Source organism: Microbacterium sp. NPDC059771, from assembly GCF_042732495.1.
In the GTDB taxonomy this organism is placed as follows: domain Bacteria; phylum Actinomycetota; class Actinomycetes; order Actinomycetales; family Microbacteriaceae; genus Microbacterium; species Microbacterium sufflavum.
In genome coordinates this window covers 2,092,293-2,117,913 of record NZ_JBHWHK010000001.1, presented here as the reverse complement: position 1 = coordinate 2,117,913, position 25,621 = coordinate 2,092,293, and the positions used below count along the sequence as shown (strand labels likewise).

The 25,621-nt window shown below is 69.6% G+C and carries 25 protein-coding genes; 5 read left to right on the top strand and 20 right to left on the bottom strand.

What is annotated here, in order from left to right; genetic code table 11:
* Window positions 1–44 precede the first annotated feature (44 nt).
* From glgX to glgB, 3 genes are all read left to right on the top strand, one after another.
* Window positions 45–2,117 carry a glycogen debranching protein GlgX gene (glgX, locus tag ACFV3I_RS10055; RefSeq protein WP_378822762.1) on the top strand — a complete coding sequence of 691 codons (2,073 nt, stop codon included), beginning with the start codon at window positions 45–47 and terminating at the stop codon, window positions 2,115–2,117.
* Between the two features lie 64 nt (window positions 2,118–2,181).
* Window positions 2,182–4,254, top strand: coding sequence for a maltotransferase domain-containing protein (locus ACFV3I_RS10050; RefSeq protein WP_378803666.1), 2,073 nt, complete (start codon window positions 2,182–2,184; stop codon window positions 4,252–4,254).
* The gene (glgB, locus tag ACFV3I_RS10045; protein ID WP_136037392.1) at window positions 4,251–6,458 is read left to right on the top strand and encodes a 1,4-alpha-glucan branching protein GlgB; all 2,208 of its coding nucleotides are present in this window, start codon (window positions 4,251–4,253) and stop codon (window positions 6,456–6,458) included. Before ACFV3I_RS10050 ends, glgB begins: the two co-directional genes overlap by 4 nt.
* 51 nt (window positions 6,459–6,509) lie before the next feature.
* On the opposite strand, the gene ACFV3I_RS10040 is transcribed toward glgB, so the two are convergent.
* Both ACFV3I_RS10040 and ACFV3I_RS10035 read right to left on the bottom strand, forming a co-directional pair.
* Complete coding sequence (locus ACFV3I_RS10040; RefSeq protein WP_378803665.1) at window positions 6,510–7,445, bottom strand: tetratricopeptide repeat protein; 936 nt, start codon at window positions 7,443–7,445, stop codon at window positions 6,510–6,512.
* Window positions 7,442–9,403, bottom strand: a complete 1,962-nt coding sequence (locus tag ACFV3I_RS10035; protein WP_378822761.1) for a glycosyl transferase — start codon at window positions 9,401–9,403, stop codon at window positions 7,442–7,444. The genes ACFV3I_RS10040 and ACFV3I_RS10035 overlap by 4 nt, the downstream gene beginning before the upstream one ends.
* Before the next feature lie 177 nt (window positions 9,404–9,580).
* On the opposite strand from ACFV3I_RS10035, the gene ACFV3I_RS10030 reads away from it, so the two are divergent.
* On the top strand, window positions 9,581–10,642 hold the full coding sequence (locus tag ACFV3I_RS10030; protein ID WP_136031823.1) for an AI-2E family transporter: 1,062 nt from the start codon (window positions 9,581–9,583) through the stop codon (window positions 10,640–10,642).
* A 27-nt stretch (window positions 10,643–10,669) separates the two neighbouring features.
* Here ACFV3I_RS10030 and ACFV3I_RS10025 read toward each other — a convergent pair whose 3' ends face one another.
* The 9 genes from ACFV3I_RS10025 to rpsB all read right to left on the bottom strand — a co-directional run bounded on the left by ACFV3I_RS10025 (window position 10,670) and on the right by rpsB (window position 17,396).
* Entirely contained in the window at window positions 10,670–11,392 is a 723-nt protein-coding gene (locus ACFV3I_RS10025) for an alpha/beta hydrolase (protein ID WP_168442836.1), read from the bottom strand.
* On the bottom strand, window positions 11,389–11,676 hold the full coding sequence (locus tag ACFV3I_RS10020) for a hypothetical protein (protein WP_136031821.1): 288 nt from the start codon (window positions 11,674–11,676) through the stop codon (window positions 11,389–11,391). The genes ACFV3I_RS10025 and ACFV3I_RS10020 overlap by 4 nt, the downstream gene beginning before the upstream one ends.
* Window positions 11,677–11,685: 9 nt before the next feature.
* A complete protein-coding gene (locus ACFV3I_RS10015) occupies window positions 11,686–12,360 on the bottom strand; it encodes a transglycosylase SLT domain-containing protein (protein ID WP_136031819.1) in 675 nt (224 codons plus the stop codon).
* Between the two features lie 65 nt (window positions 12,361–12,425).
* Window positions 12,426–13,007, bottom strand: coding sequence for a DivIVA domain-containing protein (locus ACFV3I_RS10010; protein WP_247981632.1), 582 nt, complete (start codon window positions 13,005–13,007; stop codon window positions 12,426–12,428).
* Window positions 13,007–14,149 (bottom strand): phosphatidate cytidylyltransferase, encoded by a 1,143-nt coding sequence (locus ACFV3I_RS10005; RefSeq protein WP_205814445.1) that lies wholly within the window; start codon window positions 14,147–14,149, stop codon window positions 13,007–13,009. The genes ACFV3I_RS10010 and ACFV3I_RS10005 overlap by 1 nt, the downstream gene beginning before the upstream one ends.
* A 6-nt stretch (window positions 14,150–14,155) precedes the next feature.
* Window positions 14,156–14,710 carry a ribosome recycling factor gene (frr, locus tag ACFV3I_RS10000; protein WP_136031814.1) on the bottom strand — a complete coding sequence of 185 codons (555 nt, stop codon included), beginning with the start codon at window positions 14,708–14,710 and terminating at the stop codon, window positions 14,156–14,158.
* Between the two features lie 66 nt (window positions 14,711–14,776).
* Window positions 14,777–15,493 carry a UMP kinase gene (pyrH, locus tag ACFV3I_RS09995; protein WP_136031812.1) on the bottom strand — a complete coding sequence of 239 codons (717 nt, stop codon included), beginning with the start codon at window positions 15,491–15,493 and terminating at the stop codon, window positions 14,777–14,779.
* A 90-nt stretch (window positions 15,494–15,583) separates the two neighbouring features.
* The gene (gene tsf / locus ACFV3I_RS09990; protein ID WP_136031810.1) at window positions 15,584–16,411 is read right to left on the bottom strand and encodes a translation elongation factor Ts; all 828 of its coding nucleotides are present in this window, start codon (window positions 16,409–16,411) and stop codon (window positions 15,584–15,586) included.
* A gap of 43 nt (window positions 16,412–16,454) precedes the next feature.
* The gene (gene rpsB, locus ACFV3I_RS09985) at window positions 16,455–17,396 is read right to left on the bottom strand and encodes a 30S ribosomal protein S2 (protein WP_136031920.1); all 942 of its coding nucleotides are present in this window, start codon (window positions 17,394–17,396) and stop codon (window positions 16,455–16,457) included.
* 304 nt (window positions 17,397–17,700) lie between these two features.
* Between rpsB and ACFV3I_RS09980 the strand changes: the two genes are divergently transcribed.
* Entirely contained in the window at window positions 17,701–18,348 is a 648-nt protein-coding gene (locus tag ACFV3I_RS09980) for a murein hydrolase activator EnvC (RefSeq protein WP_247638744.1), read from the top strand.
* 95 nt (window positions 18,349–18,443) lie between these two features.
* On the opposite strand, the gene ACFV3I_RS09975 is transcribed toward ACFV3I_RS09980, so the two are convergent.
* The 9 genes from ACFV3I_RS09975 to ACFV3I_RS09935 form a co-directional block, all read right to left on the bottom strand.
* A complete protein-coding gene (locus ACFV3I_RS09975; RefSeq protein ID WP_247638743.1) occupies window positions 18,444–19,346 on the bottom strand; it encodes a tyrosine recombinase XerC in 903 nt (300 codons plus the stop codon).
* A 76-nt stretch (window positions 19,347–19,422) separates the two neighbouring features.
* On the bottom strand, window positions 19,423–20,601 hold the full coding sequence (gene dprA, locus ACFV3I_RS09970; RefSeq protein ID WP_136037399.1) for a DNA-processing protein DprA: 1,179 nt from the start codon (window positions 20,599–20,601) through the stop codon (window positions 19,423–19,425).
* Window positions 20,598–22,127 (bottom strand): YifB family Mg chelatase-like AAA ATPase, encoded by a 1,530-nt coding sequence (locus tag ACFV3I_RS09965; protein WP_247638741.1) that lies wholly within the window; start codon window positions 22,125–22,127, stop codon window positions 20,598–20,600. The genes dprA and ACFV3I_RS09965 overlap by 4 nt, the downstream gene beginning before the upstream one ends.
* Window positions 22,124–22,486: a YraN family protein gene (locus ACFV3I_RS09960; protein WP_247638740.1), complete on the bottom strand. Its 363-nt coding sequence runs from the start codon at window positions 22,484–22,486 to the stop codon at window positions 22,124–22,126. Before ACFV3I_RS09960 ends, ACFV3I_RS09965 begins: the two co-directional genes overlap by 4 nt.
* A gap of 147 nt (window positions 22,487–22,633) precedes the next feature.
* Complete coding sequence (locus ACFV3I_RS09955; RefSeq protein ID WP_017204525.1) at window positions 22,634–22,960, bottom strand: DUF2469 family protein; 327 nt, start codon at window positions 22,958–22,960, stop codon at window positions 22,634–22,636.
* Window positions 22,961–23,013: 53 nt separating this feature from the next.
* Window positions 23,014–23,673, bottom strand: a complete 660-nt coding sequence (locus ACFV3I_RS09950) for a ribonuclease HII (protein WP_136037023.1) — start codon at window positions 23,671–23,673, stop codon at window positions 23,014–23,016.
* Entirely contained in the window at window positions 23,670–24,395 is a 726-nt protein-coding gene (gene lepB, locus ACFV3I_RS09945; protein WP_136034606.1) for a signal peptidase I, read from the bottom strand. The genes ACFV3I_RS09950 and lepB overlap by 4 nt, the downstream gene beginning before the upstream one ends.
* A 118-nt stretch (window positions 24,396–24,513) precedes the next feature.
* Complete coding sequence (rplS, locus tag ACFV3I_RS09940; protein ID WP_136034604.1) at window positions 24,514–24,861, bottom strand: 50S ribosomal protein L19; 348 nt, start codon at window positions 24,859–24,861, stop codon at window positions 24,514–24,516.
* A gap of 169 nt (window positions 24,862–25,030) precedes the next feature.
* Window positions 25,031–25,519 carry an MFS transporter permease gene (locus tag ACFV3I_RS09935; RefSeq protein WP_378803661.1) on the bottom strand — a complete coding sequence of 163 codons (489 nt, stop codon included), beginning with the start codon at window positions 25,517–25,519 and terminating at the stop codon, window positions 25,031–25,033.
* Window positions 25,520–25,621 lie beyond the last annotated feature (102 nt).

The window sequence follows — 25,621 nt, the reverse complement described above, 5'->3', positions numbered from 1 at the left end:
CGCGCCGACATGAGACTGAAATGCAACACGCCTAGGGTGTATTCATGCCTGTCTCCCGCGTCCCCGTCGTCCCCGGCGGATCGGCCCTCGACGATCTCGGCGTCCGCCTGCACGACGGCGGCGGCACCCTGCGGGTCTGGTCGGGCAACGCCTCGTCGATGGAGCTGGTCGTCTTCGACGCCACCGACCTCGACTGGGTCACGGACCAGGCCGCGCTCGAGCGGCGGCCGGGCGGCGTGTGGGAGGTCACGTCTGCCCTGCTCCAGCCAGGAACCCGGTACGCGGTCCGCGTGGGAGGGCCGCACGGCCCCGGCAACACGTTCAACCCCGAGACGCTGCTGCTCGACCCGTACGCGAAGGGCCTCGCCCAGGGACACGGCTACCAGGAGTGGCGGTCGGTGGTCATCGTCGACGGCTTCGACTGGGGGAACACGAGCAAGCCGCGCATCCCGCTCGATCGCACCGTGATCTACGAGGGCCATCTCAAGGGCATGACCAAGCGCCACCCCGAGGTGCCGCCCGCGCTGCACGGCACGTACGCGGGTCTCGCACACCCCGCGATGATCGAGCACTTCCACGCGCTCGGCATCACCTCCGTCGAGCTCTTGCCCGTGCACGCCTTCGTGCCGGAGCCGCGCCTGCTCGAGCGCGGCCTCACCAACTACTGGGGCTACAACACCCTCAACTACTTCACGCCTCACGCCGCGTACGCCACCGAGGACGCCCGCAAGCGCGGACCGGAGGCGATCATCGCCGAGTTCAAGGGCATGGTGAAGCTGCTCCACGAGGCCGGGCTCGAGGTCATCCTCGACGTCGTCTACAACCACACCTCGGAGGAGGGCATCGGCGGCCCGCGCTCGAGCCTGCGCGGGATCGACAATGCGAGCTACTACCGGCAGGACGGGAACGGCGTCTACATCGACACCACCGGGTGCGGCAACACGCTGGACACCAGCACCGACGCCGGCGCCCGCCTCGTCCTGGACTCGCTGCGGTACTGGGCGGAGGAGATGCAGATCGACGGTTTCCGCTTCGACCTCGCGACCGCGATCGCCCGAGACGCCGCCCACACATACAACCCGGAGCATCCGCTGCTGCGGGCGATCGCCGCCGACCCCGTGCTCGCCGACACCAAGCTCATCGCCGAGCCGTGGGACGTGGGGCTGGGCGGCTGGCAGACGGGCAACTTCCCCACGGGGTGGCACGAGTGGAACGACCGCTACCGCGACCGGGTGCGGAACTTCTGGCTGAGCGACATCGACTACGCCCGTCGCGCCTCCGCCCCGGTGGGCATCGGCGGCTTCGCCACGCGCCTCGCGGGCTCCTCCAACACCTTCAGCGAGGAGCGCGGTCCGCTCGCCAGCATCAACTTCGTCACGGCGCACGACGGCTTCACGCTCCACGACCTCGTCTCGTACGACGTCAAACACAACGAGGCGAACGGCGAGAACAACCGCGACGGCGCCGACACCAACCGCGCCTTCAACCACGGCGTCGAGGGCCCCACTGACGATCCTGCGATCCTCGCTGCCCGCCGGAAGGCCATGCGCAACCTCCTGGGCACGGTCCTGCTGTCCGCGGGCATCCCCATGCTCACCGCCGGCGATGAGGTCGGGCGCACTCAGCGCGGGAACAACAACGCCTACGCCCAGGATTCTCCCCTCACGTGGCTCGGATGGGAGCTGGAGCCGTGGCAGGAGGATCTGCGGGCGCACGTCACGCGGCTCATCCGGCTGCGACAGGAGAATCCCGCTCTGCGCCCCAGCCGCTACGCCCGGCTCGGCGAGCACATCCCGAACGCGTCGGTCATGGACTGGTACGACCAGAACGGCGAGACGATGGAACCGGGGCAGTGGAACGATCCCGGCAACCGCACGCTGCAGTACGTCGCCGCCTCCACGCCCGACACCGAGGCGGCGAACCGCATCCTCCTGATCGTGCACGGCACGGAGGCGCCGATCGACGTGCGACTGCCGCTGGAGATCGACGGCGCGAACCGGTTCGTCTCGCTCTGGTCGAGTGCCGACGAGCACCCCTCCGCGCACGCGGAGGTCTTCGAGCCCGGCGACGTCCTGTCCGTTCCCGGCACCTCGATGCGCCTGTTCCGCGTCGAGTGATAGCACGGTTCTGCGCCCGGGTCGAGCGGTAGGCTCCGGCACACCGGAGCGGTAGATTCGCACTGTGACTGCACGTGCTGGTACCCGGCCCCCGGCTCTCCGGAGCCCCGCTCAGATCCCGCCGCGCGAGTTCGACGGCGCAGACCTCCCCGGCGAGCTGCGCACGACGCGGATCCCGCTCCTCGACGGCTCGCCCTCGGTCCCGGGCGGCTTTCCCGCGAAGGCGTTCGCCGGCGAGGTCGTGCCGTTCCGGGTGGTGTCGTTCCGGGAAGGGCACGACCTCATCGGCGTGCACGTGCGCCTCACCGCCCCCACCGGAGAGCGGAGCCTGCACCGCCTGACCGCGCTCGCGGACGGCACCGACACGTGGATGGTCTCGATCGCGCTGGACCTGGAGGGTCCGTGGCGGTATCGCTTCGAGGCCTTCTCCGACGACTACGCCACCTGGGCGCATGCCGCACGGCTCAAGCTCGCCGCCGGCGTCGATGTCCCGGTCGTGGCCGCACTCGGCGCCGAGCTGCTGGCCAGGGCTGCCGCCGAGAAGGACCGGCCAGCGGCCCAGCGTCGCCGCCTGCGCGAGGGCGCCGAGGCGCTGCGCACGGGAGACGCCGCGATCGCCGCCTCCCTCGCGGCAGACCCGGAGCTCGCGGTCGTCTTCGCCGAGCGTCCCCTGATGTCGCTGCGCTCCGCCTCTGCGGACCAGCACCTCCACGTCGATCGCACGCGAGCAGGGGTGGGTGCCTGGTACGAGTTCTTCCCCCGCTCGGAGGGGGCGCGGCGGCTGAAGGACGGCTCGGTGCGGAGCGGCACCTTCCGGACGGCTGCGAAGCGGCTCCCCGACGTGGCGGCCATGGGGTTCGACGTGATCTACCTCGTGCCCATCCACCCCATCGGCTCGACCAACCGCAAGGGACGCAACAACACGCTGGTGGCCGAGCCGGGCGACCCCGGATCCCCGTATGCGATCGGTGCGGCCGAGGGCGGGCACGACGCCATCCATCCCGACCTCGGTAGCGCCCAGGACTTCCGGGCCTTCGTCCGGGCTGCTGAGAAGGAAGGGCTCGAGGTCGCGCTCGACCTCGCGTTGCAGGCGTCCCCCGACCACCCGTGGGTCCGCGAGCATCCGGAGTGGTTCACGACCCTGCCGGACGGCACGATCGCCTACGCGGAGAACCCGCCCAAGAAGTACCAGGACATCTATCCGCTCAACTTCGACAACGACCCCGAGGGCATCGCCGCGGAGATGCTGCGGGTCGTGCAGCACTGGGTGGCACAGGGCGTGCGCATCTTCCGGGTGGACAACCCGCACACGAAGCCGCTCCGGTTCTGGGAGTGGCTCATCCGCACCGTGAACGAGAGCGATCCGGGGGTCGTGTTCCTCGCGGAGGCCTTCACCCGTCCCGCCGTCATGCGGGCGCTCGCTGCGGTGGGTTTCCAGCAGAGCTACAGCTACTTCACCTGGCGCAACACCAAGGCGGAGCTGGAGGAGTTCCTCACCAGCATCTCCCACGACACCGCGGACTACATGCGACCGAATCTGTTCGTGAACACGCACGACATCCTCACCGAGTACCTCCAGTTCGGCGGCCGGGCGGCCTACCGCATCCGGGCCTGCATCGCGGCCACCGCGGGGCCGGTGTACGGGGTGTATGCGGGATACGAGCTCTTCGAGAACGTGGCGCGTCCCGGCTCGGAGGAGAACATCGACAACGAGAAGTACGAGTACAAGTTCCGCGACTGGCGCGGTGCCGAGGAGCGCGGTGAGTCCCTCGCCCCGCTGCTGCGTCGGCTCAACGCGATCCGCGCCGAGCATCCGGCGCTGAGGCAGCTGCGGAACCTGGAGACCCACTGGAGCGACGACGACGCCGTCCTGGTCTACAGCAAGCACCTCGATGCGGCGTTCACCGGCACCGGACAGGCAGACACGATCATCGTGGTCGCGAACGTCGACCCGCACTCGGTCAGGGAGACCACGGTCCACCTCGACACGACCCGCTGGGGTGTCCCCCCGGGCGAACCGTTCGAGGTCGAGGATCTGCTGACCGGCAGTGTCTGGACCTGGAGCGACCACAACTACGTGCGGCTCGACGCCTTCGCCGAGCCGGTGCACATCCTGAAGGTGAGGGAGAGAGCATGAGCTTTGCCGAAGAAGCGATCGCATCCGCCGAGTGGGTCGCCGTCGCCGAGGGACAGCACCACGATCCGCACGCCGTGCTGGGAACCCATCCCGCCGAGGACGCCGCGGGGCGGACGGTCACGATCATCCGCGCCCGCCGCCCGCTGGCCTCCTCCGTCGCCGCCGTGTTCGCCGACGGCACCCGGCTCGAGCTCTCGCACGTGACCCACGGGCTGTGGGAGGGCCGTCACCCCGGGCCGCCCGTCCCCTATCGACTGGCGACGCGCTACCGCGACGTGGACGACGAAGCGATCACCGGCGACCCGTACCGTCACTCCCCCGCGCTCGGCGAGCTCGACCTGCACCTCATCGCGGAGGGACGGCACGAGCGGCTCTGGGAGGTGCTGGGAGCGCATCCCACCACGCACGACGGCGAGGCGGGTGTCGCGTTCGCGGTCTGGGCGCCGAACGCCAGCGCCGTACGCGTGGTCGGAGACCACAACGGGTGGAACGGCGAGACGCACGCCATGCGGTCGATGGGCGTGAGCGGCGTCTGGGAGCTGTTCATCCCCGACCTGCCGCTCGGCACCCGGTACAAGTACCAGATCCGCACCCGCGCCGGTGCGTGGATCCTCAAGGCCGACCCGATGGCGCTCGCCGCGCAGCTGCCGCCGGAGACCGCGTCGGTCGTCACCGCCTCGACCTATGCGTGGCAGGACGGCGCGTGGATGACCCGGCGCGCCGCGACCCACGCGGTCGCGCAGCCGCTCTCGGTCTACGAGGTGCACCTGGGCTCCTGGCGGGGCGGCCTCGGCTACCGTGAGGTCGCCGATCCCCTCATCGAGCACGTGCAGCAGACGGGGTTCACCCACGTGGAGTTCCTCCCGCTCGCCGAGCACCCGTTCGGCGGCTCCTGGGGCTACCAGGTCAGCGGGTACTACGCGCCGACGAGCCGCTACGGCACGCCGGACGATCTGCGCTACCTCATCGACCGCTTGCACCAGGCGGGCATCGGCGTGATCCTCGACTGGGTCCCCGGCCACTTCCCGAAGGATGAGTTCGCGCTCGCCCGCTTCGACGGCCAGCCCCTCTACGAGCACCCCGATCCCCGCCGCGGCGAGCATCAGGACTGGGGCACGCTCATCTTCGACTACGGTCGCCCCGAGGTCCGCGGCTTCCTCGTCGCGAACGCCCTCTACTGGCTGGAGGAGTTCCACGTGGACGGGCTGCGCGTCGACGCGGTCGCCTCGATGCTGTACCTCGACTACTCGCGCCGCGACGGCGAGTGGGAGCCCAACGTCCACGGGGGTCGCGAGAACCTCGAGGCGATCCGGTTCCTCCAGGAGGTGAACGCCACCGCCTACCGCCTGCACCCCGGGATCCTCATGATCGCGGAGGAGTCGACGAGCTTCCCCGGCGTCACCGCGCCCACGGATCACGCGGGACTCGGGTTCGGGTTCAAGTGGAACATGGGCTGGATGAACGACTCGCTGCAGTACATCGCCCGCGACCCGATGTATCGCGCGCACCATGAGGGCGAGATGACGTTCTCGTTCGTCTACGCCTTCGGAGAGAACTACGTGCTGCCCATCAGTCACGACGAAGTGGTGCACGGGAAGGGCAGCCTGCTCGCGAAGATGCCCGGCGACCACACGCACAAGCTCGCCAACGTCCGCGCCTACCTGGCCTACATGTGGGGACACCCGGGCAAGAAGCTGCTGTTCATGGGCCAGGAGTTCGGGCAGCTCGCCGAGTGGTCGGAGGGGCGGGAACTCGACTGGTGGCTGCGCGAGCAGCCCTCGCACGCCCAGCTGCAGGACTTCGTCGGCGCGCTCAACGGCGTGTACCGCGCCCAGGCGCCGCTGTGGGAGCGGGACAGCGACGGATCGTCGTTCACGCGACTCGGCGCCCCCAGCTGGGACCCCTCCGTGATCGCTTTCGAGCGCCGCGACGCCCACGGCGGGCGGCTGGTGGTCGTGAGCAACTTCGCCGGGGTCGAGCGCACCGGTTACCGACTCGCACTCCCCCGCGAGGGCGTGTGGCAGGAGGTGCTCAACTCGGACGCCGCGGAGTACGGAGGACACGGATCGGGCAACCTCGGCATGGTGGTCGCCGTGCGCGACGACAGCGGCACCGCGACGGCGGCGATCACGCTCCCCGCGCTGTCGACCCTCTGGCTGCGTTACCAGCCCGAGCCGCACGTCCCCACCGTCAACAACGGCTGAGCTGCGCCGGCCGCGCCCCGCGAGGACGACCTCGCCCGGGGCGCGGACGCCTCAGAACAGCAGCGAGGACAGCCGGTTGCGCGCCGACACGACGCGCGGGTCGGCGGGGCCGATGAGGCCGAACAGCTCCACGAGCCGCTCGCGCACCGGCGCCCGCTGGTCCGACGGGAGCTGAGCGAACAGATCGAGGAGCCGCGCGAACGCGTCGTCCACGTGCCCTCCGGCGAGGTCGAGATCCGCCACGTCGAACTGCGCCTGCACGTCGAGCGGTCCGGCGGCGGCCGCGGCCCGCGCCTCCTGCAGATCGAGGCCCTGCACGCGGTGGAGCAGGCGCACCTGCCCGAGCCCGGCGATGGCGTCTTCATCGCGCGGGTTCTCGGCCAGCGCCTTCTCATATGCGCGGATGGCGGCGGCGAAGTCGCCCGCCTCGATCGCGGCGTACGCCTCGGCGTGGAGCGGGGGCAGCTCGGGCTCGACCGGCTCGGGCGCATCCGCTACAGCATCGCCCGAGATCGAGAGCGTCCCGGACACGCCGTTCTGCGCCGCTACCTGGAGCAGCTGGGCGAACACCTCGCGCACCTGCTGCTCCGGCACGGCACCCGTGAACATCGGCACCGGCTGCCCGGCGATCAGCGCGACCACCATCGGGATCGACTGCGCGCGGAAGCTCTGGGCGAGCTGCGGGTTCGCGTCCACGTCCACCTTCGCCAGCAGCACGCGACCGCCCAGCTCGCGGGTGACCTTCTCGATGATCGGGCTCAGCTGCTTGCACGGCCCGCACCACTCGGCCCACAGGTCGACCACGACCGGGACGGTGCGGGAGATCTCCAGGACTTCGCCGAAGGTCTCGTCCGTCGCATCGACGACCACATCGGTGATGCCCTGGCCCTGCGTCGCGGGGCCGCCCCCGGAGGACGGGGTGGGGCGGTTGCGGAGACTCGAGAGGTCGACGGCGCCACGCAGCGCCGCGGGAGAGATGTCGGTCACTTGATCACCTTCACGGAGAGCAGGTCCTGGGTGGAGGCCAGGAGCTTGATCGGCTCGCTCGAACCCTGCGAGGGGACGGCGAAGAACAACTGACTCAAATACGTCGTCTCGACACCCGTCGACGACTCGGTCACGCCCGTGAGCGCCTTGGCCTGCTCGTTGTTGCCGAAGCGGATGACGACGTCGGAGTTGACCGGGGTGATGGTCTCGACGTCGAGCACCGAGACGGCGACGATCGCGCCGCTGTCGAGGGTGGTCATGGAGACCGGCTCGGCGGTCGTGGGCGCCGCCTTGAACGCCGTCTTCGATGTCTCGGCGGCATTGGCATCCACGAGCCCCTGCACCACGGTCTGCCGCCCATCACGGATAGACTGGGCGACCGCCAGCGAGAGATCGTCGAACTGGCCGTAGTACTGGCTCTTCTCCACGTTGTCGACCACGTCGGAGAACGCCGTGGCCACCTGGTCGGGCGGCAGCGTCAGGAACGCGGAGTCGGCCGGCACCATGGAAGTGCCGAGCCAGCTCGCCGCGACCTCCGGGAACTGTGCGTCGGCGGCCATCTGGGCCAGGTTGGTCACCTTGTAGTTCGACCACGGGTCGTCCTGCGTCATCGTGAGCAGCACGGGCGGGACGGTGTCGTCGTCGGCGCTCTGCGAGAGCATGAGAACGGTGCGCGGCCAGCGGTCCGTGGCCTCGGGCAGTACGACCCGCACGTCGTCGGTGGGGATGGCCACGGGAGGCGCGTCGTTGGTGACCTTCGCGCGAATGGCGTAGTCGGCGACGCGCTCCTCGAGCGCGGGGCCGACGAGGCGGGTGGCCGCGAGGTCGGCGTCGAGGGTGCTGTCGGCCTCGGCGACCGTGTCGGCCAGGCTCTTCAGGATGCGCTTCGCCTGGGCCTCGGTGACCGCCGGCGGCTTCTGGTTCTCGGGGGCGATGACGGTCGGCGACGGCGAGGGCGTGGCCGAGGCGTCGCCCAGTTGCGGCCAGGAGTCGGCCGAGCACCCGGCGGCCAGGAGCGCGGTGAGTCCCAGGGCGGGCAGGACCAGCATCCGACGGCGGCGCGTCGCTCCGGCGGCGCGCAGGGAGGACTTCCCCTCCGGCTCTGTGCGAGGCGTCGGCTCGTCCTCCACCACCTCGGCGTCCTCGACACCGGGGTCGGACGTCGGCTTCGCGTCGGCCGCATGGAGAGCCGCGCGCTCGCCCGCGGGCAGTGCGGCGACCTCGATCGGCTCCGTCATCGGGAGCGGCCCGGGGCCTTTCCGGCGCGGCCCACGTCCGCGGCGCTGGTGGCGGATCGCGAGGATGTAGAGCACGAGGCCGATCACGAGCACGATCCCACCCGCGACCATCAACGGTCCGGCGAGCGGGGTGCTGTTGTCGAGGGGCCAGGAGACCACGATGTCGTCCGGAGCGTCTTTCGTACCGTCATAGGCGATGAGTACGCTCGTGCCCTCCGGGAGCTGCATGTTGTCGGCCGTGAGCAGGTTCTCCTCGCTGAAGGAGTCCAGCCACAGGTCGGAGCCGACCGGGTCGCGACCTGCGCGCTCCTCGGTCTCGGCGTCGGTGGCCGGCGTCTCTTCGGGTGCCGGCGTCGCTCCCGCCTCGTCGCCGGGCTCCGTCGGCTCCTCCTCAGCAGGAGCCGAGACGTGCTCCACCACGAACTCACCGTCGTCACCGACCGAGACGTGGTTGTAGTCGGAGTCGGCCAGCCAGGCCTGCATGTCGGCGGTCCGGCCGTAGCTGGCGAAGATCTCGCCCTCGCCGCTCACCACGAGCTTCTGCGAGCCCGGGTTGGTCCGCAGCACGTCGCCGTCCATCAGCACGAACGGCGCGGGCTCCTCGATCGAGACGCGCTCCTGCTGGTTCGATGGGCCCATGAAGACGGTCCGCTGAGCTATACCCGCGCCGATCAGCACGGCAGCCAGCACGAAGGCCACCACGGCCCATACGAAACGCACGAATAGTCTCCTCACGCATCGCGAATACCCGCCCGCGACGCCACACTCGACATTTCAGACTAGCGAAGTCACCTGTGTGTTGCCCACGAGCAGTTCCCGTGGGGAACGGACGGCACGTCGTCGCGGCACCGTGCTCCGGGCTCGATAGCCTTGCTGCAGCCGTCTCGAGGAGCACCGATGAAGATCCACAATCCGTTCCGCACCGCCCTCGTGGCGACGCTCGGCGTGGGACTCGGGATCCTGCTGATCAGCAGCGTGCAGACCCTCTCGACCGTGCTGCTCTACATCGGGACGGCGCTCTTCCTGAGCCTGGGCCTCGATCCCCTCGTCTCGTTCCTCGAGCGACGGCGACTCCCCCGGTGGCTCGCCGTGCTCGTCACGATCCTCGCGGTCCTTGCGGTCTTCGTCGGGATCATCCTGATCGTGCTGCCGGTGCTCGTCGACCAGATCTCGCAGTTGATCGCGCAGATCACCACGATCGTCCAGCGCGGCACCGCGATCGACGACCTGAAGGACTGGATCCAGGAGACGTTCCCGAACCTTCTCGTCGACGACGTCTTCAACTACATCGAGGACTGGCTGACCACGAACCTGGCGGAGATCGGGGGATCGATCGGACAGGGAGTGCTGATCGCCAGCGGCGCCGTGCTGAGCGGCGTGTTCGGGGCCTTCATCGTGCTGATCCTCACGATCTACCTCACGGCGTCGACCCCGTCGCTCAAGCGAGCCGTGTACCAGCTGGTGCCGTCGTCGAAGCGCGACCGGTTCATCGACCTGTCCGAGCAGATCACCGATTCGGTCGGCTACTACGTCATGGGCCAGGTGTCCCAGGGCGTCATCAACGGCGTGCTCAGCGCGATCTACCTGACGATCATCGAGGCGCCGTTCCCCGCCGTCCTCGCGGTGATCGCGTTCTTCTTCTCCCTGATCCCGCTGGTGGGCACACTCACCGGTTCCACGATCATCGTGCTGGTGTGCCTGATCCCCGGGCTCGGCTCCCCCGCCACCGCGCTGGCCGCGGGGATCTACTACCTGATCTACATGCAGATCGAGGCGTACGTCATCTCCCCGCGCATCATGAGCCGCGCGGTCTCCGTCCCCGGCGCGGTCGTCGTCGTCGCCGCCCTCGCCGGCGGCAGCCTGCTGGGTCTGCTCGGGGCGCTCATCGCCATCCCCGTCGCGGCGAGCATCCTGATCATCTACCGCCAGGTGCTGATCCCGCGCATGAACGACCTCTGACGCGTCGTCCGACGCGCCGCGCGACGGTCAGGAGTCGTCGGACCAGTGCGTCGGCAGCGGGAGCGCCGACGGGTTCACGGCAGCGACCACCTCGGTGAGCACGCGTCGCGTCTGCGTCTCCCCCACCCAGAGGTGCTTGCCGCCCTCCACGGGGATCAGACGCGCGTGCGGGATCGAGGCGAAGCGCTTCTCGGCCTCGGCCGGCCGCAGATAGTCGTCGAACTCCGGAACCAGGACCACGACCTCACGATCGGCTTCCGCCCAGGCGGCGACCTCTTCGTCCGTCGCGCGGTGCAGCGGCGGCGACAGCAGGATGATGCCCTCGATCGCGTGGTCGCGGCCGTACTTGAGCGCCAGCTCCGTGCCGAACGACCAGCCCAGCAGCCAGGGGCGCGGCAGCGCGCGAGCGTGCACGAACTCCATGGCCGCGGCGACGTCGAACTGCTCCAGAGCCCCGCCGTCGAACGCACCATCGCTCGTGCCGCGCGGAGACGTGGTGCCACGGGTGTTGAAGCGCAGGACCGCGAGATCGGCGAGGGCGGGCAGACGAGCCGCCGCCTTCCGCAGGATGTGCGAATCCATGAATCCGCCGGCCGTGGGAAGCGGATGCAGCGTGACGAGCGTCGCGACCGGCTCGCTCTCCGCGGGCAGGGCGAGCTCCCCGACCAGGGTCAGGCCGTCCGCCGTCGTCAGCTCGATGTCCTCGCGGCGCGCCGGCAACTGCAGCGGTCCCCGGATCTCGATGGTCATGCGATCCTCCAACAGTGGTTGTGCCAGTGCCGGCGGTCGGCGAGGGCGGCAGCCTCCCCCAGAACCCCGTCCGCCCGCCAGGCGACGACGTGCGCGGTACCGGGCTCGATCACCCGTCCGCACCCCGGGCAGACGTACTCCTTCAGCGCCTGCACCGCGGAGACGGGCTGAACGGTCCACTCGACACCGCGACGGATCTCCGTGCGCTTCCACCCCGCCAGCAGGCGATCGAGCGACGCGTCGGGGTCAGGGCGCGCCGGAGGGCGTCGACGTGAGCGGGGCATGCTGCCTGCTCACCACCAGTGGTTGGTGGTCCAGAAGTTGTACGCGCCAGCCCAGCTGCCGTAGCGACCCGTGGCGTAGCCGGTGGCCCAGCGCAGGTTGTCGACCGGGTTGTAGCCGTTTCCGGGCACCTTGCTGCACGGCAGCGCCTGCACGAGACCGCAGGCACCGGACGACTTGTTCGTCGCGTTGGGGTTCCAGCCGCTCTCGCGCGACACGATGTAGTCGACGTACTGCCAGTCGCTCTGAGCGATGCCCGCCGCAGCCATCCACTCGGCCGGCGCACCGCCACCGCTGTACGGCGGGAGCGATCCACCGCCGGAGGGCTTGCCCTTCGATCCGCTCGTCGCGGTCGGGGCGGGCGGCGGGGGCGGCGGCTTCGGCTTGACGTAGATCTCGAACGTGCCACGGGCGAGCGGAGTGATCTCGGCGCCCTTCACCGTCACCGTCAGGTCCTGAGTGTCGGCGAGGGCAGCGGCGTAGACCGACTCCGGCGACTCCTGCGGGGCGGGCTCTGCGAGAGCGACGCCGGTCGGTGCGACCATCGCGGCGGCCAATCCGACGACAGCCAGCCCGCTGAAGGCACCGGCGACGCCACGACGTCGCGTCCACCGGCGGGCTCCTCGGGACACCGACGTCGCGGTCGCGGCAGGCACCGGCGACGCAGCGGTTCGATCGAGGTTCATGTCGTTTCGGGAGTACACGATGGGAGACAGTTTACGCACAGGAGCCTGGACAGGCCATCCACGACTCAGCGGACCGCCAGGATCACGTCGATCGTCGCGTCCAGGAGCGCGTCCACCTGCTCCTCCCGGTACCCCCCGCGCTGCATGCGGAACGCCGCGGATCGGAGCTGCTCCGCGGTCAGGGGGTCGCCGTCGCGCAGGTAGCGGACGATGCGCGACATCACATGATCGACCTCGTCGACGCGGTAGCCGAAGGTAAGGATGCCGGTCCGGCCGAAACGGTGGCGCGCCGGCCGCGCGAGGTGATCGAGGATGACCTGCGCGTCCGCCCTCGCCTGCTCGACCCAGGCACCCGCACCCAGCGATCGCACGGCGCGCTCCCGCTCGCGTGCAGCGAAGGCGTCCTCCACCCGTCCGAGTGCGGCGTCCACGTCAGCGACGACGTAACCCTCCTTGACGAGGGGGAAGGAGGCCGTGCGGACGGCGTCCGCCGTGAGCTCGTCGCTCCCGGTCTCGAACGCGCGGCGCGCCGACGCGAGGAACGTGTCGACGGCTGCACGGTGATATCCGCGCGTGCGCCCCGACGTCACCGCGAACGCAGGGGGCGCCGAAGGCCGGGTCTTCTCGTCGGTCCGGTTGTCGGTCATCACAGCACCACCCAGGGAGAGAGGAGGAAGTAGAGGCACAACGCGGGGATCGTCGAGGGCAGGATGCTGTCGAGTCGATCCAGCAGACCGCCGTGACCGGGCAGCCAGGAGCTCATGTCCTTGATGCCGAGATCGCGTTTGAGCATGGACTCGCCGAGGTCACCCAGCGTCGCGGACAGCAGGATCGCTGCTCCGAAGATCAGTCCGCCCCACCAGGGCAGATCGAGCAGAAGGATCGCGAGGAGCACACCGGCGACGAGCGACGCCACGACAGCACCGCCGAAGCCCTCCCAGGTCTTCTTGGGACTGATCCGCGGTGCCATCGGATGGCGTCCGAACGCGAGACCGGCCGCATAGGCACCGGTATCAGCGGCGACGGCGATGGCGATGAAGCTCAGGACCCACCACTGCCCGCCCTCCTGCTCGAGCAGGATCAGCGCCACTCCCGCCAGGAACGGGACGTACACCTGCACGAAACCGCCGATGACCGCATCGGTGAGCACGTCGCCGTAGGTGCGCCCGTCCTTGGCGATCATCTGGGCCACCAGACGCCAGACGATGACGAACGCCACCGACACGAACAGCATGACCCACGACAGCCACGGCGCCGCGAAGTAGGCGCCGAGGACGAGGAACGTCGCAGCGATCAGCTGCGGCACGACGTCCACACGGCGTCCTGCCGCCCGCAGCGCGCGGGACAGCTCGTACACACCGAGCAGCGCGGCGGCGAGGGCGAACGGCACGAACAGCGCCTTGATGAAGAGAAGCGAGGCGAGCAGGGCACCGCCGAACGCGAGCCCGATCAGGATCGCCAGCATGAGGTCGCGCCCCGTCCGCTGCTTGATCCGCTCGTTCGCCTGATCGAACTGATCCCGTGCGTGCGACACGTGCGTGCCGAACTCGTCGCGGGCGGCGCGCCACTGCTCGCGGATCGCGTTGTGATCGGCCGTGTCGAGGCGTCGCGCCGGACCGGCCGGCGTCTCGGGCTCGGGAAGCGGCGGGCGGGGCGGCACCGCGGCGACGTCGAACCCCGGGAACGCTGCATCGGCGAGCGGGGCGCCGGCCTCGGACACGCCATCGTCACGCGCATCGCGGCGCGTGAGCGGCTTGCCCTCCTCGGCGTCTCGCGTTTCGTCGGTCATGCGGGCTTACACCTCGAGGAGTTCGGCCTCTTTGCGCTTGAGCGCGTCGTCGATCAGATCGACGTGCTGACGCGTCAGCGCGTCCAGCTCCTTCTCGCCGCGGGCGATCTCGTCTTCACCGAGCTCGCTCTTCAGCGCATCGAGCTCGTCCTTCGCCTTGCGACGGATGCCACGCACGTGCACCTTCGCGTCCTCGGCCTTGGACTTCACGAGCTTGACGTACTCCTTGCGACGCTCAGCCGTGAGCTCCGGCATCGTGACGCGCACGAGGTTGCCGTCGTTGGTGGGGTTCGCACCGAGGTTCGGCATCTCGCGGATGGCCTGCTCGATCGCCTTCAGCGCCGACTTGTCGTACGGAGTGATGATGAGCGTGCGCGCCTCCTGGTTCGCCAGGGAGGCCAGCTGCGCGAGCGGCGTCGGGGTGCCGTAGTAGTCCACGAGCACCTTCTGGAAGAGCTGGGGGTTGGCGCGGCCCGTGCGCACCGTGGAGAAGTCCTCCTTGGCAGCCTCGACGGCGCGAGACATGCGGGTAGTGGTTTCAGCGAGGACATCCGCGATCACGGTGACTCCTATCGTCGGGGTGTTCAGAAATTCTATCGGTCGGGCGTGCTCGAACCGCGCAGGCCGTCAGGCGGTGACGAGCGTGCCGATCGTCTCGCCCAGAAGCGCGCGGGTGACGTTCCCGGCCGGCTCCATCCCGAAGACGCGCATGTCCATGTTGTTGTCCATGCACAGGCTGAAGGCGGTGGAGTCGACGACCTTGAGGCCCTGCTGCAGCGCGTCGCGGTACGTCACGCGTTCGATGCGCTCGGCGTCGGCGTGCTTGTTCGGGTCGGCGGTGTAGATGGCATCGACGCCGTTCTTGGCGACGAGCACCTCCTGCGCACCGATCTCCAGGGCGCGCTGCGCCGCGACGGTGTCGGTCGAGAAGTACGGCAGTCCGGCACCCGCGCCGAAGATCACGACGCGCCCCTTCTCCATGTGTCGCTCCGCCCGCCGCGGGATGTACGGCTCGGCGACCTGCGTCATCGCGATCGCCGACTGGACGCGGGTCGCCGCCCCCGCCTGCTCGAGGAAGTCCTGCAGCGCGAGAGCGTTCATCACGGTGCCGAGCATGCCCATGTAGTCCGCGCGGCCGCGGTCCATGCCGCGCTGACTCAGTTCGGCGCCGCGGAAGAAGTTGCCACCGCCGACGACCACGGCGACCTCGACCCGATCCACCGCCGCCGCGATCTCCCGCGCCATCTGGCTGACGACGTCCGGGTTCACCCCCAACTGCCCCGCTCCGAAGGCCTCTCCGGAGAGCTTGAGCAGGACGCGGCGGCGTCCGGTGCGTTCAGTCATGGGTGGTGTCCTCTCGTCCCGATTCAAGATAGTGCCTCGTGGGCATGAAGAAGGGGTTCGGATCATGCGATCCGAACCCCTTCGACGGTGTTACGCGCCGACCTTGAAGCGCGCGAAGTCCGTCACGGTGATACCGGCGTCCTTCGCCACCTGGGCGACGGAGAGCTTGTTGTCCTTCGCGTAGTCCTGCTCGAGCAGGGCGACCTGCTTGATGAACGCGGCGACACGGCCCTCGACGATCTTCGGCAGGGCGGCCTCGGGCTTGCCCTCGTTGCGGGAGATCTCGGTGACGATCTCACGCTCCTTCTCGACCGCGTCCGCCGGCACGTCCTCGCGGGACAGGTACGACGGGTTCGCGAACGAGATGTGCTGAGCGATGCTGCGCGCGGTCTCGGCGTCGTCACCCGAGTAGGCGACGACGACGCCGATCTGCGGCGGCAGGTCCTTGCTGGTGCGGTGCAGGTAGACCTCGACCTTGTCGCCGGAGATCGTGCGCACGCGACGCAGCTCGACCTTCTCGCCGATGATCGCCGCCTCCTCCGAGATGACCTGCTCGACGCTCTTGTCGCCGGCCTGGGCGGCCAGCGCGGCCTCGACCGAGTCCGCCTTGACCGCGGCCGCGGCGTCGGCGACCTTGTCGGCCAGCGCGATGAATCGGTCGTTCTTCGCGACGAAGTCGGTCTCGCAGGCGAGCTCGATCAGGGTCACGGCGCCGTCCTGCTCGCGAGCGACGACGAGGCCCTCGCTCGTGGAACGGTCAGCGCGCTTGGCGTTGCCCTTCGCACCCTTGAGACGCAGGATCTCGGTGGCCTTCTCGACGTCGCCGTCGGCCTCCTCGAGCGCCTTCTTGGTGTCGACCATTCCGGTGCCGAGCTGCTCGCGCAGCGCCTTGAGGTCCGCGATGGTGAAGTTGGCCATGTGTGGTGGCTCCTTGCTTCGTGATGTGGGTGTGAACGAGGGGTTACTTGTTGTCTGCGGCCTCGGCGGCGGCGACCTCAGCGGTCTCCTCACCGGAAGCGGCGGCGATCGCCTCGTCGTGCGCCTCGGCACCGGCCTTGTCGGCGGCGGTCTCGTCGGCAGCGGGCGTCTCGACGACAGCGGCCTCATCGGCGGCGGTGACCACCTCAGCGGCGTCGGCCGACTCCTCGACCGGAGCCTCGAGCAGCTCCTTCTCCCACTCGGCGAGCGGCTCGGCGTCACCCGACTCGGGGTTGTGCTTCTGCTGCAGGCCCTCGGCCGCGGCGTCAGCGATGATGCGGGTCAGCAGCGAGACGGAGCGGATCGCGTCGTCGTTGCCGGGGATCGGGTACTGGAAGTCGTCCGGGTCCGCGTTGGTGTCGAGGATGCCGATCACCGGGATGCCGAGCTTCTTGGCCTCGTCGATCGCGAGGTGCTCGCGCTTGGCGTCGACGACCCACAGGGCCGACGGCGTCTTGGTGAGGTTGCGGATGCCGCCGAGCGACTTGTGCAGCTTGTCGAGCTCGCGCTTCTTGAGCAGCAGCTCCTTCTTGGTGAAGCCCGAAGCGGCCGGGTTCTCGTAGTCGAGCTCCTCGAGCTCCTTCATGCGGGCGAGACGCTTCGCGATCGTGGAGAAGTTGGTGAGGAGTCCACCCAGCCAGCGCTGGTTCACGAACGGCTGGCCGACGCGCGTGGCCTGCTCCGCGAGGATCTCCTGCGCCTGCTTCTTGGTGCCGACGAAGAGGATGGTGCCGCCGTGCGCGACGGTCTCCTTGACGAAGTCGTACGCCTTGTCGATGTAGCCGAGCGACTGCTGGAGGTCGATGATGTGGATGCCGCTGCGCTCCGTGAGGATGAAGCGCTTCACCTTCGGGTTCCACCGACGGGTCTGGTGTCCGAAGTGCACGCCGCTGTCGAGCAGCTGGCGGATGGTGACCACAGCCATGGTCGTCTCCTGGTTCTGGCGCTCGAAGGCGCCGTTGAGGTTGTTCACGCCGACCGGATGATCGGACGCCCTGGTGCCCGGCTCACGCCCACCTGCGGGAAGCAGGACCTGCGGGAGTGGATGCCACGAGAGAATCGCTGTGGGCACGCGTAGTCACCCCGAGATCGAGGTGCTCGTCCAGCATACAGGATCACGGTGCGGCGCTCGCACTGCACAGCCTGGAGCTCGCGCGACTTGTTCCCGGCCGCCGAACCAGCGACTCGCCCGCCCGCCATGCGTCCGCCGCTCCCCTCAGACTCGCCGCATGACCTCAGAACACCGATCGGTCGTCCTCGCTCTCGGGCTGGTCGCAGCCGTGCTCTCGGGCACCCTGAGCGGCGCGGCGGCCACGACCGCTCCCGTCGCGGGCTCGGGCCCGGAGCTGACGAACGTCGCGGCGGTTGATCGCGCGCCGACCGGTCTCTCCCTCGGGGTGTCGCGCGTACGGATGGCGGGTTCGAGCACCGGGAGGCCGCGCGACCGCACGCGCGAACCCGCCGGCGACTGGCACTGGCCCGTGGAGGGCGCGCGCTCCGTCGTGGTCCGCTTCCGTGCTCCGACGCAGCCGTACGGCCCGGGTCATCGCGGTGTGGACATCGCTGCGCCCGTCGGGGCCGCGGTGATGGCTCCGGCGGACGGTGTCGTGGCCTTCCGAGGTGTCGTCGTCGATCGGCCTCTTCTGACCATCACTCACGCCGGCGGTCTGGTCACGACGTTCGAGCCGGTGGACTCTTCACTCTCGCCGGGCGAACGTGTGACACGTGGACAGCAGGTCGGCACGGTCGCGCGGGGCGGACACGCGGCCGATGGCACCGTCCATCTCGGCGTGCGGCTGCAAGGCCTGTACGTCGATCCACTGACGCTGTTCGGAGAGGTGCGACGCGCGGTGCTCCTCCCCTGCTGTCGCGAGTGATCCGGCGAGTCCGACGACCGGCAGCCTCCTCGCGTGCCCGTCGCACCCCCGGGGTGCTGCAACAGGGGTGCGGGACGTGAGCGGCTCGGGCGCCGTCAGGCGCGGGGATGAGCGAGACGATAGGTCGCCGTGAGGCGCTCCGCGGAGACATGCGTGTAGATCTGGGTCGTGCCCAGGCTGGCGTGGCCGAGGATCTCCTGCACGGCACGCAGATCCGCGCCTCCGTCGAGGAGGTGGGTCGCCGCGCTGTGTCGCAGCGCATGCGGGCCGATCGTCTCCGCCCCCACGACCGGCGCCAGCGCTCGGGCCACCAGGGCGTACACGGCTCGCGGTCCCATGCGTCCCCCTCGCGCTCCGAGGAAGACTGCCGTTCCGGGGGACATGGCGCGGGCGAGCAGCGTGGGCCTGGCACGGGTGAGGTACGCACCTGTGGCCACGACCGCCGGAGCCCCGAAGGGCACGACCCGCTCCTTCGCGCCCTTGCCGAGGACGCGGACGGTCCCGCGCTCGAGGTCGACATCGTCGACGTCGAGGCCGCACAACTCGGAGACGCGGATGCCTGCCCCATACAGGAGCTCCAGGATCGCGTGATCTCGCAGTGCCACCGGGTCTCCCTCGCTCGCGGCCGCGCGGTGCGCGTCGAGCAACTGGGTCATCGCGTCCTTCGACGCCACGGTCGGCAGCGTCTTCGCTCGTTTGGGGGCCACGAGGCGGATGCTCGGGTCGGTCGCGATCAGCTCGCGTTCGCGCGCCCAGGCGAAGAAGGATCGTGCGGCGGCCGCGCGTCGTGCCAGGGTGGAGCGGGCGTCGCCACGCTGGGTCGCGTGCCAGAGCCATTCCCGAAGATCTTCCAGGTCCACGCTGGCCACCGGCCCGATGCCCACCGTGGACCCGAGGTCTCGCAGGTCTGCACCGTAGGCGCGCACGGTCGCGGGCGAGAGCCGGCGCACCTTCTCCAGGTGGTCGGTGAACGCCTCCACCGCGACTGCGTAATCCACGTCTCCAGCTTGCCCGGATCGTCGGCGAGTTCGTCGCGCCCCGCCGCACCGCGACGTTCGGCGGTACACGGGCAACTCAGCGGCGGCGCCACCCCCGCTCGTCTCGGCGCACGGTGCCCTCCAGATCGAGAAGCCCGAGGATCGCGCGCGCTCGCCCTGCCTCGACCCCCGCTCGTTCCGCGATGTCGGCGATCGTCAGGGAGACCGCCGTGCTCATCGCTGCCTCGACACGACTCCGATCGGGGCCGAGGGAGGAGACGCCAGGAGGCGCCCCCACCGACTCCCCCATGAGCTCTCTGACCTCCGCGGCCGACGTCACGCAGGTCGCATCGTACTCCCGCAGGAGCCGATGGCACCCGGCCGATGATGCGGACGTCACGGGTCCCGGCACCGCGCCGAGGGGCCGTCCGAGAGTCGCGGCATGGCCCGCGGTGTTCAGGGAGCCGCTTCGCCACCCCGCCTCGACGACGACCGTCGCATGCCCCAGCGCCGCGATGAGTCTGTTTCGAGCGAGGAACCGCCACTTGGTAGGAGCGGCCCCGCACGGGGGCTCGCTCACCACGGCACCGCGCTCCGCGATGCGCGTCAACAGGTCGTGATGACCGGCGGGGTAAAGACGGTCCACGCCGCCGGCGAGCACCGCGACCGTCTCCCCTCCCACCCCGAGAGCAGCGCGGTGTGCCGCTCCGTCGATGCCATACGCACCACCCGACACGATCACCGCGCCGGTCGTCGCCAGGTCTCCCGCCAGCTCCGACGCCACGCGGTCGCCGTACCCGGTCGCAGCCCGCGCGCCGACGACGGCGACCAGGGGCTGCGCAACCAGGAGCTCGCAGCGCCCGCGCACCCAGAGAGCCGCGGGTGCCTGTGTGCCGAGATCGGACAGACGGACCGGCCAGCAGGCGTCACCGGGCACGACGAGGTGAGCCCCGACCGATTCCGCCGCGCGGAACGCACGACACACCGCTGCTGGTGACGCGCGGGGTGCCCAGCGCCTCCGTGCCTCAGCGAGCGCGCGTACAGCTCCGGCACGGCGCACTTCGGGTTTCGTGCGCGCACTCGCGTCGAAGGCGTAGCGGAGCCCACCCACCGCTCCGAACTCCTGCGTCAAGACTCCGGCGACGGCATCTCCGGGTTCGGCGATGACGCTCCAGGCCGCGCGGGCGACGACGTCCGCAAGTCCTTCGGATTGGCCTCCTCGAATCCGACGGGCGACCGCGCACGTGCTCTCGTCGGCGAGCAGAGCGTCGATCATGCCGCCACCCCTCGACGTAGGTGCAAGGCGCGACCGATCTCCTCTTCGCCGGGCCGCTCCCGGCCGGCGAGGTCCGCCATCGTCCACGCAACCCTGAGCACACGGTCGTAACCGCGGAGCGTGAGCGCACCGCGCTCGAGGGCACGATCGAGGATCATCCGCTCGGTCTTCTCCACATGGAACGGGGCCCGTCGGAGGACGGGACCCGGCACCTCGGCGTTCTTCTGCCAGGGTGTCCCACGCCAGCGATGCGCCGCGCGCTCCCGTGCTGCCTGCACGCGCTCACGCGCGAACGCCGTCGTCACCCGGGCACGCTCGTGGGAGATGGCTTTCGACGCGGCAACACGGGTGAGCCCGAGATCGATGTCGACTCGGTCACGCAAAGGGCCGGATATCCGAGCGGCATACCGTCGGACGGCGCTCGGCGGACAGGTGCATTCCGCGTTCCGCACACCGAAGTTGCCGCAGGGACACGGGTTCGTGGCGAGCAGGAGTTGGAAGCGGGCAGGGAAACGCGCGGTGAAGCCGGATCGGTGCACGTCCACCACCCCCGATTCCAACGGCTGGCGAAGCGCGTCGAGCGCGACGCGGGAGAACTCCGCCGCCTCGTCGAGGAACAGCACCCCGCGATGCGCACGAGCCACGGCTCCCGGCCTCGCAGAGCGCGATCCTCCGCCGATCAACGCCACGGTGGAAGCCGTATGGTGGGGCGCCTCCAGCGGCGGTCGACGGTCCAGAGCGGTGACGGACTCGCCGCTCAGCGACCGGATCGATGCGACCTCCAGCGCCTCTCGCTCATCGAGCAGCGGCAGGATCCCCGGCAGACGTGCGGCGAGCATGGACTTCCCCGCGCCAGGAGGACCGCTGAGGAGCAGATGATGGCCGCCCGCGGCGGCTGCGATGAGGGCCTCGACCGCCTCGTCCTGTCCGATGACGTCTGCGAGGTCGTGCTCATCCTCGCGCCGGGAGACGGGGGCCGGAAGCAGGACCGGCTCGACGTCGTCCACGTCCACGGCGGCGCCATGCCAGACGGCGACCTCGGCCAGCGACGCCGCGGACCGCACTTCCACACCGGGAACCAACCGCGCCTCCGGCTCGTTGCCGCGCGGCACCACGACCTGGGTGAACCCCGCCCGCACGGCGGCGAAGACCGCCGGGAGGACGCCGGGCACCGGGCGGATCCTCCCGTCGAGCCCGAGTTCGCCGAGATGTACCGTCCGTCGAACCGTTCGCTGGTTCAGAGTGCCGCCCGTGGCGAGGCTGGCGATCGCGATGGCGAGGTCGAAGGCCGAGCCGTGCTTCGGGAGACTGGCCGGCGACAGGTTGACGGTGAGACGGCGCCGTGGGAGATCCAGCCCGGAGTTCTGACAGGCGTTGTGGACCCGCTGTACGGCCTCGCCGAGCGACTTGTCCGGAAGCCCGATGATGCGGAACTCGGGCGTCTGATTGGACAGATCGGCCTCCACCTCGACGAGGTGTCCGACAGCACCGTTGAGGGCGACGGACCAGGTGCGCGCGGTGGTCACGCGACGTCCTCGAGATGGTCGACGACGCCCTGCGCGGCGTCCGGACCGGTGATCCCGATCGCCTCGAGCCGCACCGCCAGGCCCGTCGCCGCATCCACGTGCGCGGCTCGCCAGGCGTACGCGAGCTGCCAGAGACGACGGCGTTTCCGTGCATCGATCGCCTCGAGCGGATGCCCGAATGCGGCGCTCCGCCGTGTCTTCACCTCGACGATCGCGAGCCATCCGTCCCGCTGGGCGACGATGTCGATCTCGCCCTGCGCACACCGCCAGTTCCGGTCCAGGATGGTGTACCCGCGGTATCGGAGGTACTCCGCCGCACGTTGTTCGCCCGCTCGTCCGAGCTCGTCTTTCGCTGCCATGCGGAGAGGATCCCGCACTCCCGCCCTGCGCCGTGGGGCTGTCGGGCTTTGCGAGGGACGCCGCGGAGAAGACCCTCGTTCCTGCGGTCGGTGCAGAACGGGAGTCGCAGCCGACCGGCGGGTCGGGACCTCTCCGACGGCGTCAGGTCACTCGCCGTCGAGGGACAGCTCCTGCGGGAGCTCGAACTCGCGTCGCTGCAGTTCCTCGACGTTGACGTCCTTGAAGGTGAGGACCCGCACGGCCTTCACGAAGCGGTCCGCGCGATAGATGTCCCAGACCCAGACATCGCTCATGGAGATCTCGAAGTAGAAGTCGTGCTCGGTGTCGCGTCGCACGACGTTGACCTCGTTGGCGAGGTAGAAGCGCCGCTCGGTCTCGACCACGTACTGGAACTGCGAGACGACGTCACGGTACTCACGGAACAGCGCCAGCTCGAGCTCGCGGTCGTAGTCGTCGAAGGCTTCCTCATCCATGATGACTCCATCCTATGGCGGCGGACCGCACGGAGCGGTATCCGCGGGCGCCCTCAGAAGAGCGTCGGGGCATCGGCGATCGCCCAGGACGACCGGTGGAACGGTGACAGGCCCAGAGCGCGGATGGCGTCCCGATGCTCGGGGCTCGCGTAGCCCTTGTTCCGATCCCACTGATAGCCGCTATGACCCTCGTGCAGCTCGGCCATGTGCCCGTCGCGTGCGACCTTGGCGATCACGGAGGCGGCCGACACGGAGGCGCAGTCGCGGTCGGCCTTGACCACCGGCCGCACACGGAGGGGGACGGGATGGACGCGGGACACGTAGTCGTGATTCCCATCGAGCAGCACCAGCGCATTCTCGAGGGCGGCCCCCTGGTCCACCACGGCCTGAACGGCCCGCGACGCGGCGAGACCGAGCGCCCGCATGATCCCCACCTCGTCGACCTCCCTCGCCGTCGCCCAGCCGACGGCGGAGGCCTGGACCCACGCCGCGGCGCGCGCAGCCACCTCAGGGCGCCGTCGTTCCGTGACGAGTTTCGAATCGCGCAGACCCTCGGGAACCCGCCGGCGCGCTCCCTTGGCGTCCATCACGGCGGCCCCCACGGCGACCGGCCCCGCGAGGGCACCGCGACCGACCTCGTCGAGCGCGATGATCAGCTCGCATTCGCCGAGGAGCCGTCGCTCGAGCGTCAGACGGGGCGCGACGACGGTCATTCCGACTCCGGTACCCCGTTGAAGATCTCGTGATGCCCGTCGATCGTGCCGAACCGATCGAGCGGCCAGGTCGTCAGGAACGCCTTGCCGACGATGTTGCCGACGGGCACGAAGCCGCCGCTCGGGAGATCCTGGTGGGCGCGCGCGTCTCGCGAGCGATCGCGGTTGTCGCCCAGGAGCCACACCGAGTCCTCAGGCACGACCACGTCGAACGGCTCGTTGGAGGCGGCGGTGTCGCCCTGCGGGAGGTTGAGGTATCCGAGCTCGTCGATCGGTGCACCATTGATCGTGATCTGCCCCAGCGCGTTGCAGCACACCACGTGGTCGCCCGCGACCCCGATCACGCGCTTGACGAGATGGTCCTGCGAGTCCGTCGCCGAGATACCCACGAAGTTCAGCACCCAATCCACGGCCTGGATCAGAGGCGGCTGCGCCGGTGTCTGCACTTGACCGTCGAGCCATCCCCCGGGGTCCTTGAACACGACCACGTCGCCCCGCTCGTAGCCGGTCCAGCGTGGGGTCAGCTCGTCGACGAGGATCCTGTCGTTGATGAGCAGCGTCCGCTCCATCGAGGCCGAGGGGATGTAGAACGAGCGGACGACGAACGTCTTGATGACGAACGACACCAGCGCCGCGATCAGGACGATCACCAGCACATCACGGAGGAAGACCAGGAACCCGCGGCGCCTTCTCGTCGGACGTGCGGACGGAGAGTCAGTCATCTGGTTCCTTCTCGAGTGGAGCACCGTTGGCACACGGCAGTAACAAGGGTCGCACACCCCGCGCACGACAAAGCACCCCGGGACATCGTGTCCCGGGGTGCTGTGAGGAAGCTGCGACTCAGTTGTCGCGCTTCTCCTTGATCTTCGCCTTCTTGCCACGCAGCTCGCGCAGGTAGTAGAGCTTCGCACGACGAACGTCACCGCGCGTGACGACCTCGATGTGGTCGATCACCGGGGAGTGCACGGGGAAGGTGCGCTCCACGCCCACCTGGAAGCTGATCTTGCGGACCGTGAAGGTCTCGCGCACGCTGTCGCCCTGGCGGCCGATGACGACGCCCTGGAAGACCTGGATACGGGAGCGGTTGCCCTCGGTGATGTTGACGTGCACCTTGACGGTGTCACCGGGGAAGAACTCGGGGATGTCGGAACGGAGCGAAGCCGCGTCGACGGCGTCGAGGATCTGCATGATCGTCTCTCTCTGCACTCGCCACAGGTCGGATGCATGATGATGGAAGGAACAAGAACGGGTGTGTGCTGAACGGCGCTGACGCGTCCGCGGGCTCCCCTGAGGCAGAGCCGGTCACGGCACAAGAATCCATTCTGCCACGGATGGCAGATGCGACCAAAACGGTCACTCAGTCCCGGGGATCACTCTCGCGCACGACGATGATCTCATGGGGCTCCGCGCGCACGGTCGGCTCGTCCGCGGCGGGGATCGTGGACCACGTGATGGTCTCTCTGATGCGCGCCCCACTGCCACGGGCCTCGTTCCACAGCTGCCACAGCTGCAGCCAGACGAGCGCGATCCCGACGACGATCGCCGCCGCGAGCAACCAGCCGAACGCGCCGTCGATGAAGAACCCCACCGCGATGGTGAGGCCGTGCCACAGCGCGAAGCCGGCGACATCCCACCAGGACACGGCACGCTCAGCGCGGACCGACGGCCGCGAACGCGTGAGCAGTGTGAGCAGGAGCTGCCCGATGAAGACGGACGGAATCGCGATGAGCAACACCCACAGGATGGCCCAGCCGCCCTGGAACACGCCCCAGCCGACGAGGAGCCACAGCGGGAGCACGAAGGCAGACGGCAGGAGCCACCGGAAGAACGCCTGACGCAACCACATGCTCCGATGCTACGTCGATCGCCCCTCGTCGGGTCAGCGTGTTCGCTCTGAGCGCGCGGCTCCCCTGGGCGCTTCGATCAGGGAGAATGGAGGAAACGAGAG

Excerpts from the sequence above, each read along its gene's own strand:
- ACFV3I_RS09960 (WP_247638740.1), bottom strand. The coding sequence starts at position 22,486 with ATGGCAGCGAAAGACGAGCTCGGACGAGCGGGCGAACAACGTGCGGCG.
- ACFV3I_RS10015 (WP_136031819.1), bottom strand. The coding sequence starts at position 12,360 with ATGAACCTCGATCGAACCGCTGCGTCGCCGGTGCCTGCCGCGACCGCG.
- dprA (WP_136037399.1), bottom strand. The coding sequence starts at position 20,601 with ATGATCGACGCTCTGCTCGCCGACGAGAGCACGTGCGCGGTCGCCCGT.
- rpsB (WP_136031920.1), bottom strand. The coding sequence starts at position 17,396 with ATGGCTGTGGTCACCATCCGCCAGCTGCTCGACAGCGGCGTGCACTTC.
- pyrH (WP_136031812.1), bottom strand. The coding sequence starts at position 15,493 with ATGACTGAACGCACCGGACGCCGCCGCGTCCTGCTCAAGCTCTCCGGA.
- ACFV3I_RS10030 (WP_136031823.1), top strand. The coding sequence starts at position 9,581 with ATGAAGATCCACAATCCGTTCCGCACCGCCCTCGTGGCGACGCTCGGC.
- ACFV3I_RS09935 (WP_378803661.1), bottom strand. The coding sequence starts at position 25,519 with ATGTGGTTGCGTCAGGCGTTCTTCCGGTGGCTCCTGCCGTCTGCCTTC.
- ACFV3I_RS10020 (WP_136031821.1), bottom strand. The coding sequence starts at position 11,676 with ATGCCCCGCTCACGTCGACGCCCTCCGGCGCGCCCTGACCCCGACGCG.
- lepB (WP_136034606.1), bottom strand. The coding sequence starts at position 24,395 with ATGACTGACTCTCCGTCCGCACGTCCGACGAGAAGGCGCCGCGGGTTC.
- ACFV3I_RS09950 (WP_136037023.1), bottom strand. The coding sequence starts at position 23,673 with ATGACCGTCGTCGCGCCCCGTCTGACGCTCGAGCGACGGCTCCTCGGC.
- ACFV3I_RS10010 (WP_247981632.1), bottom strand. The coding sequence starts at position 13,007 with ATGACCGACAACCGGACCGACGAGAAGACCCGGCCTTCGGCGCCCCCT.
- ACFV3I_RS10025 (WP_168442836.1), bottom strand. The coding sequence starts at position 11,392 with ATGACCATCGAGATCCGGGGACCGCTGCAGTTGCCGGCGCGCCGCGAG.
- ACFV3I_RS09955 (WP_017204525.1), bottom strand. The coding sequence starts at position 22,960 with ATGGATGAGGAAGCCTTCGACGACTACGACCGCGAGCTCGAGCTGGCG.
- glgB (WP_136037392.1), top strand. The coding sequence starts at position 4,251 with ATGAGCTTTGCCGAAGAAGCGATCGCATCCGCCGAGTGGGTCGCCGTC.
- rplS (WP_136034604.1), bottom strand. The coding sequence starts at position 24,861 with ATGCAGATCCTCGACGCCGTCGACGCGGCTTCGCTCCGTTCCGACATC.
- glgX (WP_378822762.1), top strand. The coding sequence starts at position 45 with ATGCCTGTCTCCCGCGTCCCCGTCGTCCCCGGCGGATCGGCCCTCGAC.
- ACFV3I_RS09980 (WP_247638744.1), top strand. The coding sequence starts at position 17,701 with ATGACCTCAGAACACCGATCGGTCGTCCTCGCTCTCGGGCTGGTCGCA.
- tsf (WP_136031810.1), bottom strand. The coding sequence starts at position 16,411 with ATGGCCAACTTCACCATCGCGGACCTCAAGGCGCTGCGCGAGCAGCTC.
- ACFV3I_RS10005 (WP_205814445.1), bottom strand. The coding sequence starts at position 14,149 with ATGACCGACGAAACGCGAGACGCCGAGGAGGGCAAGCCGCTCACGCGC.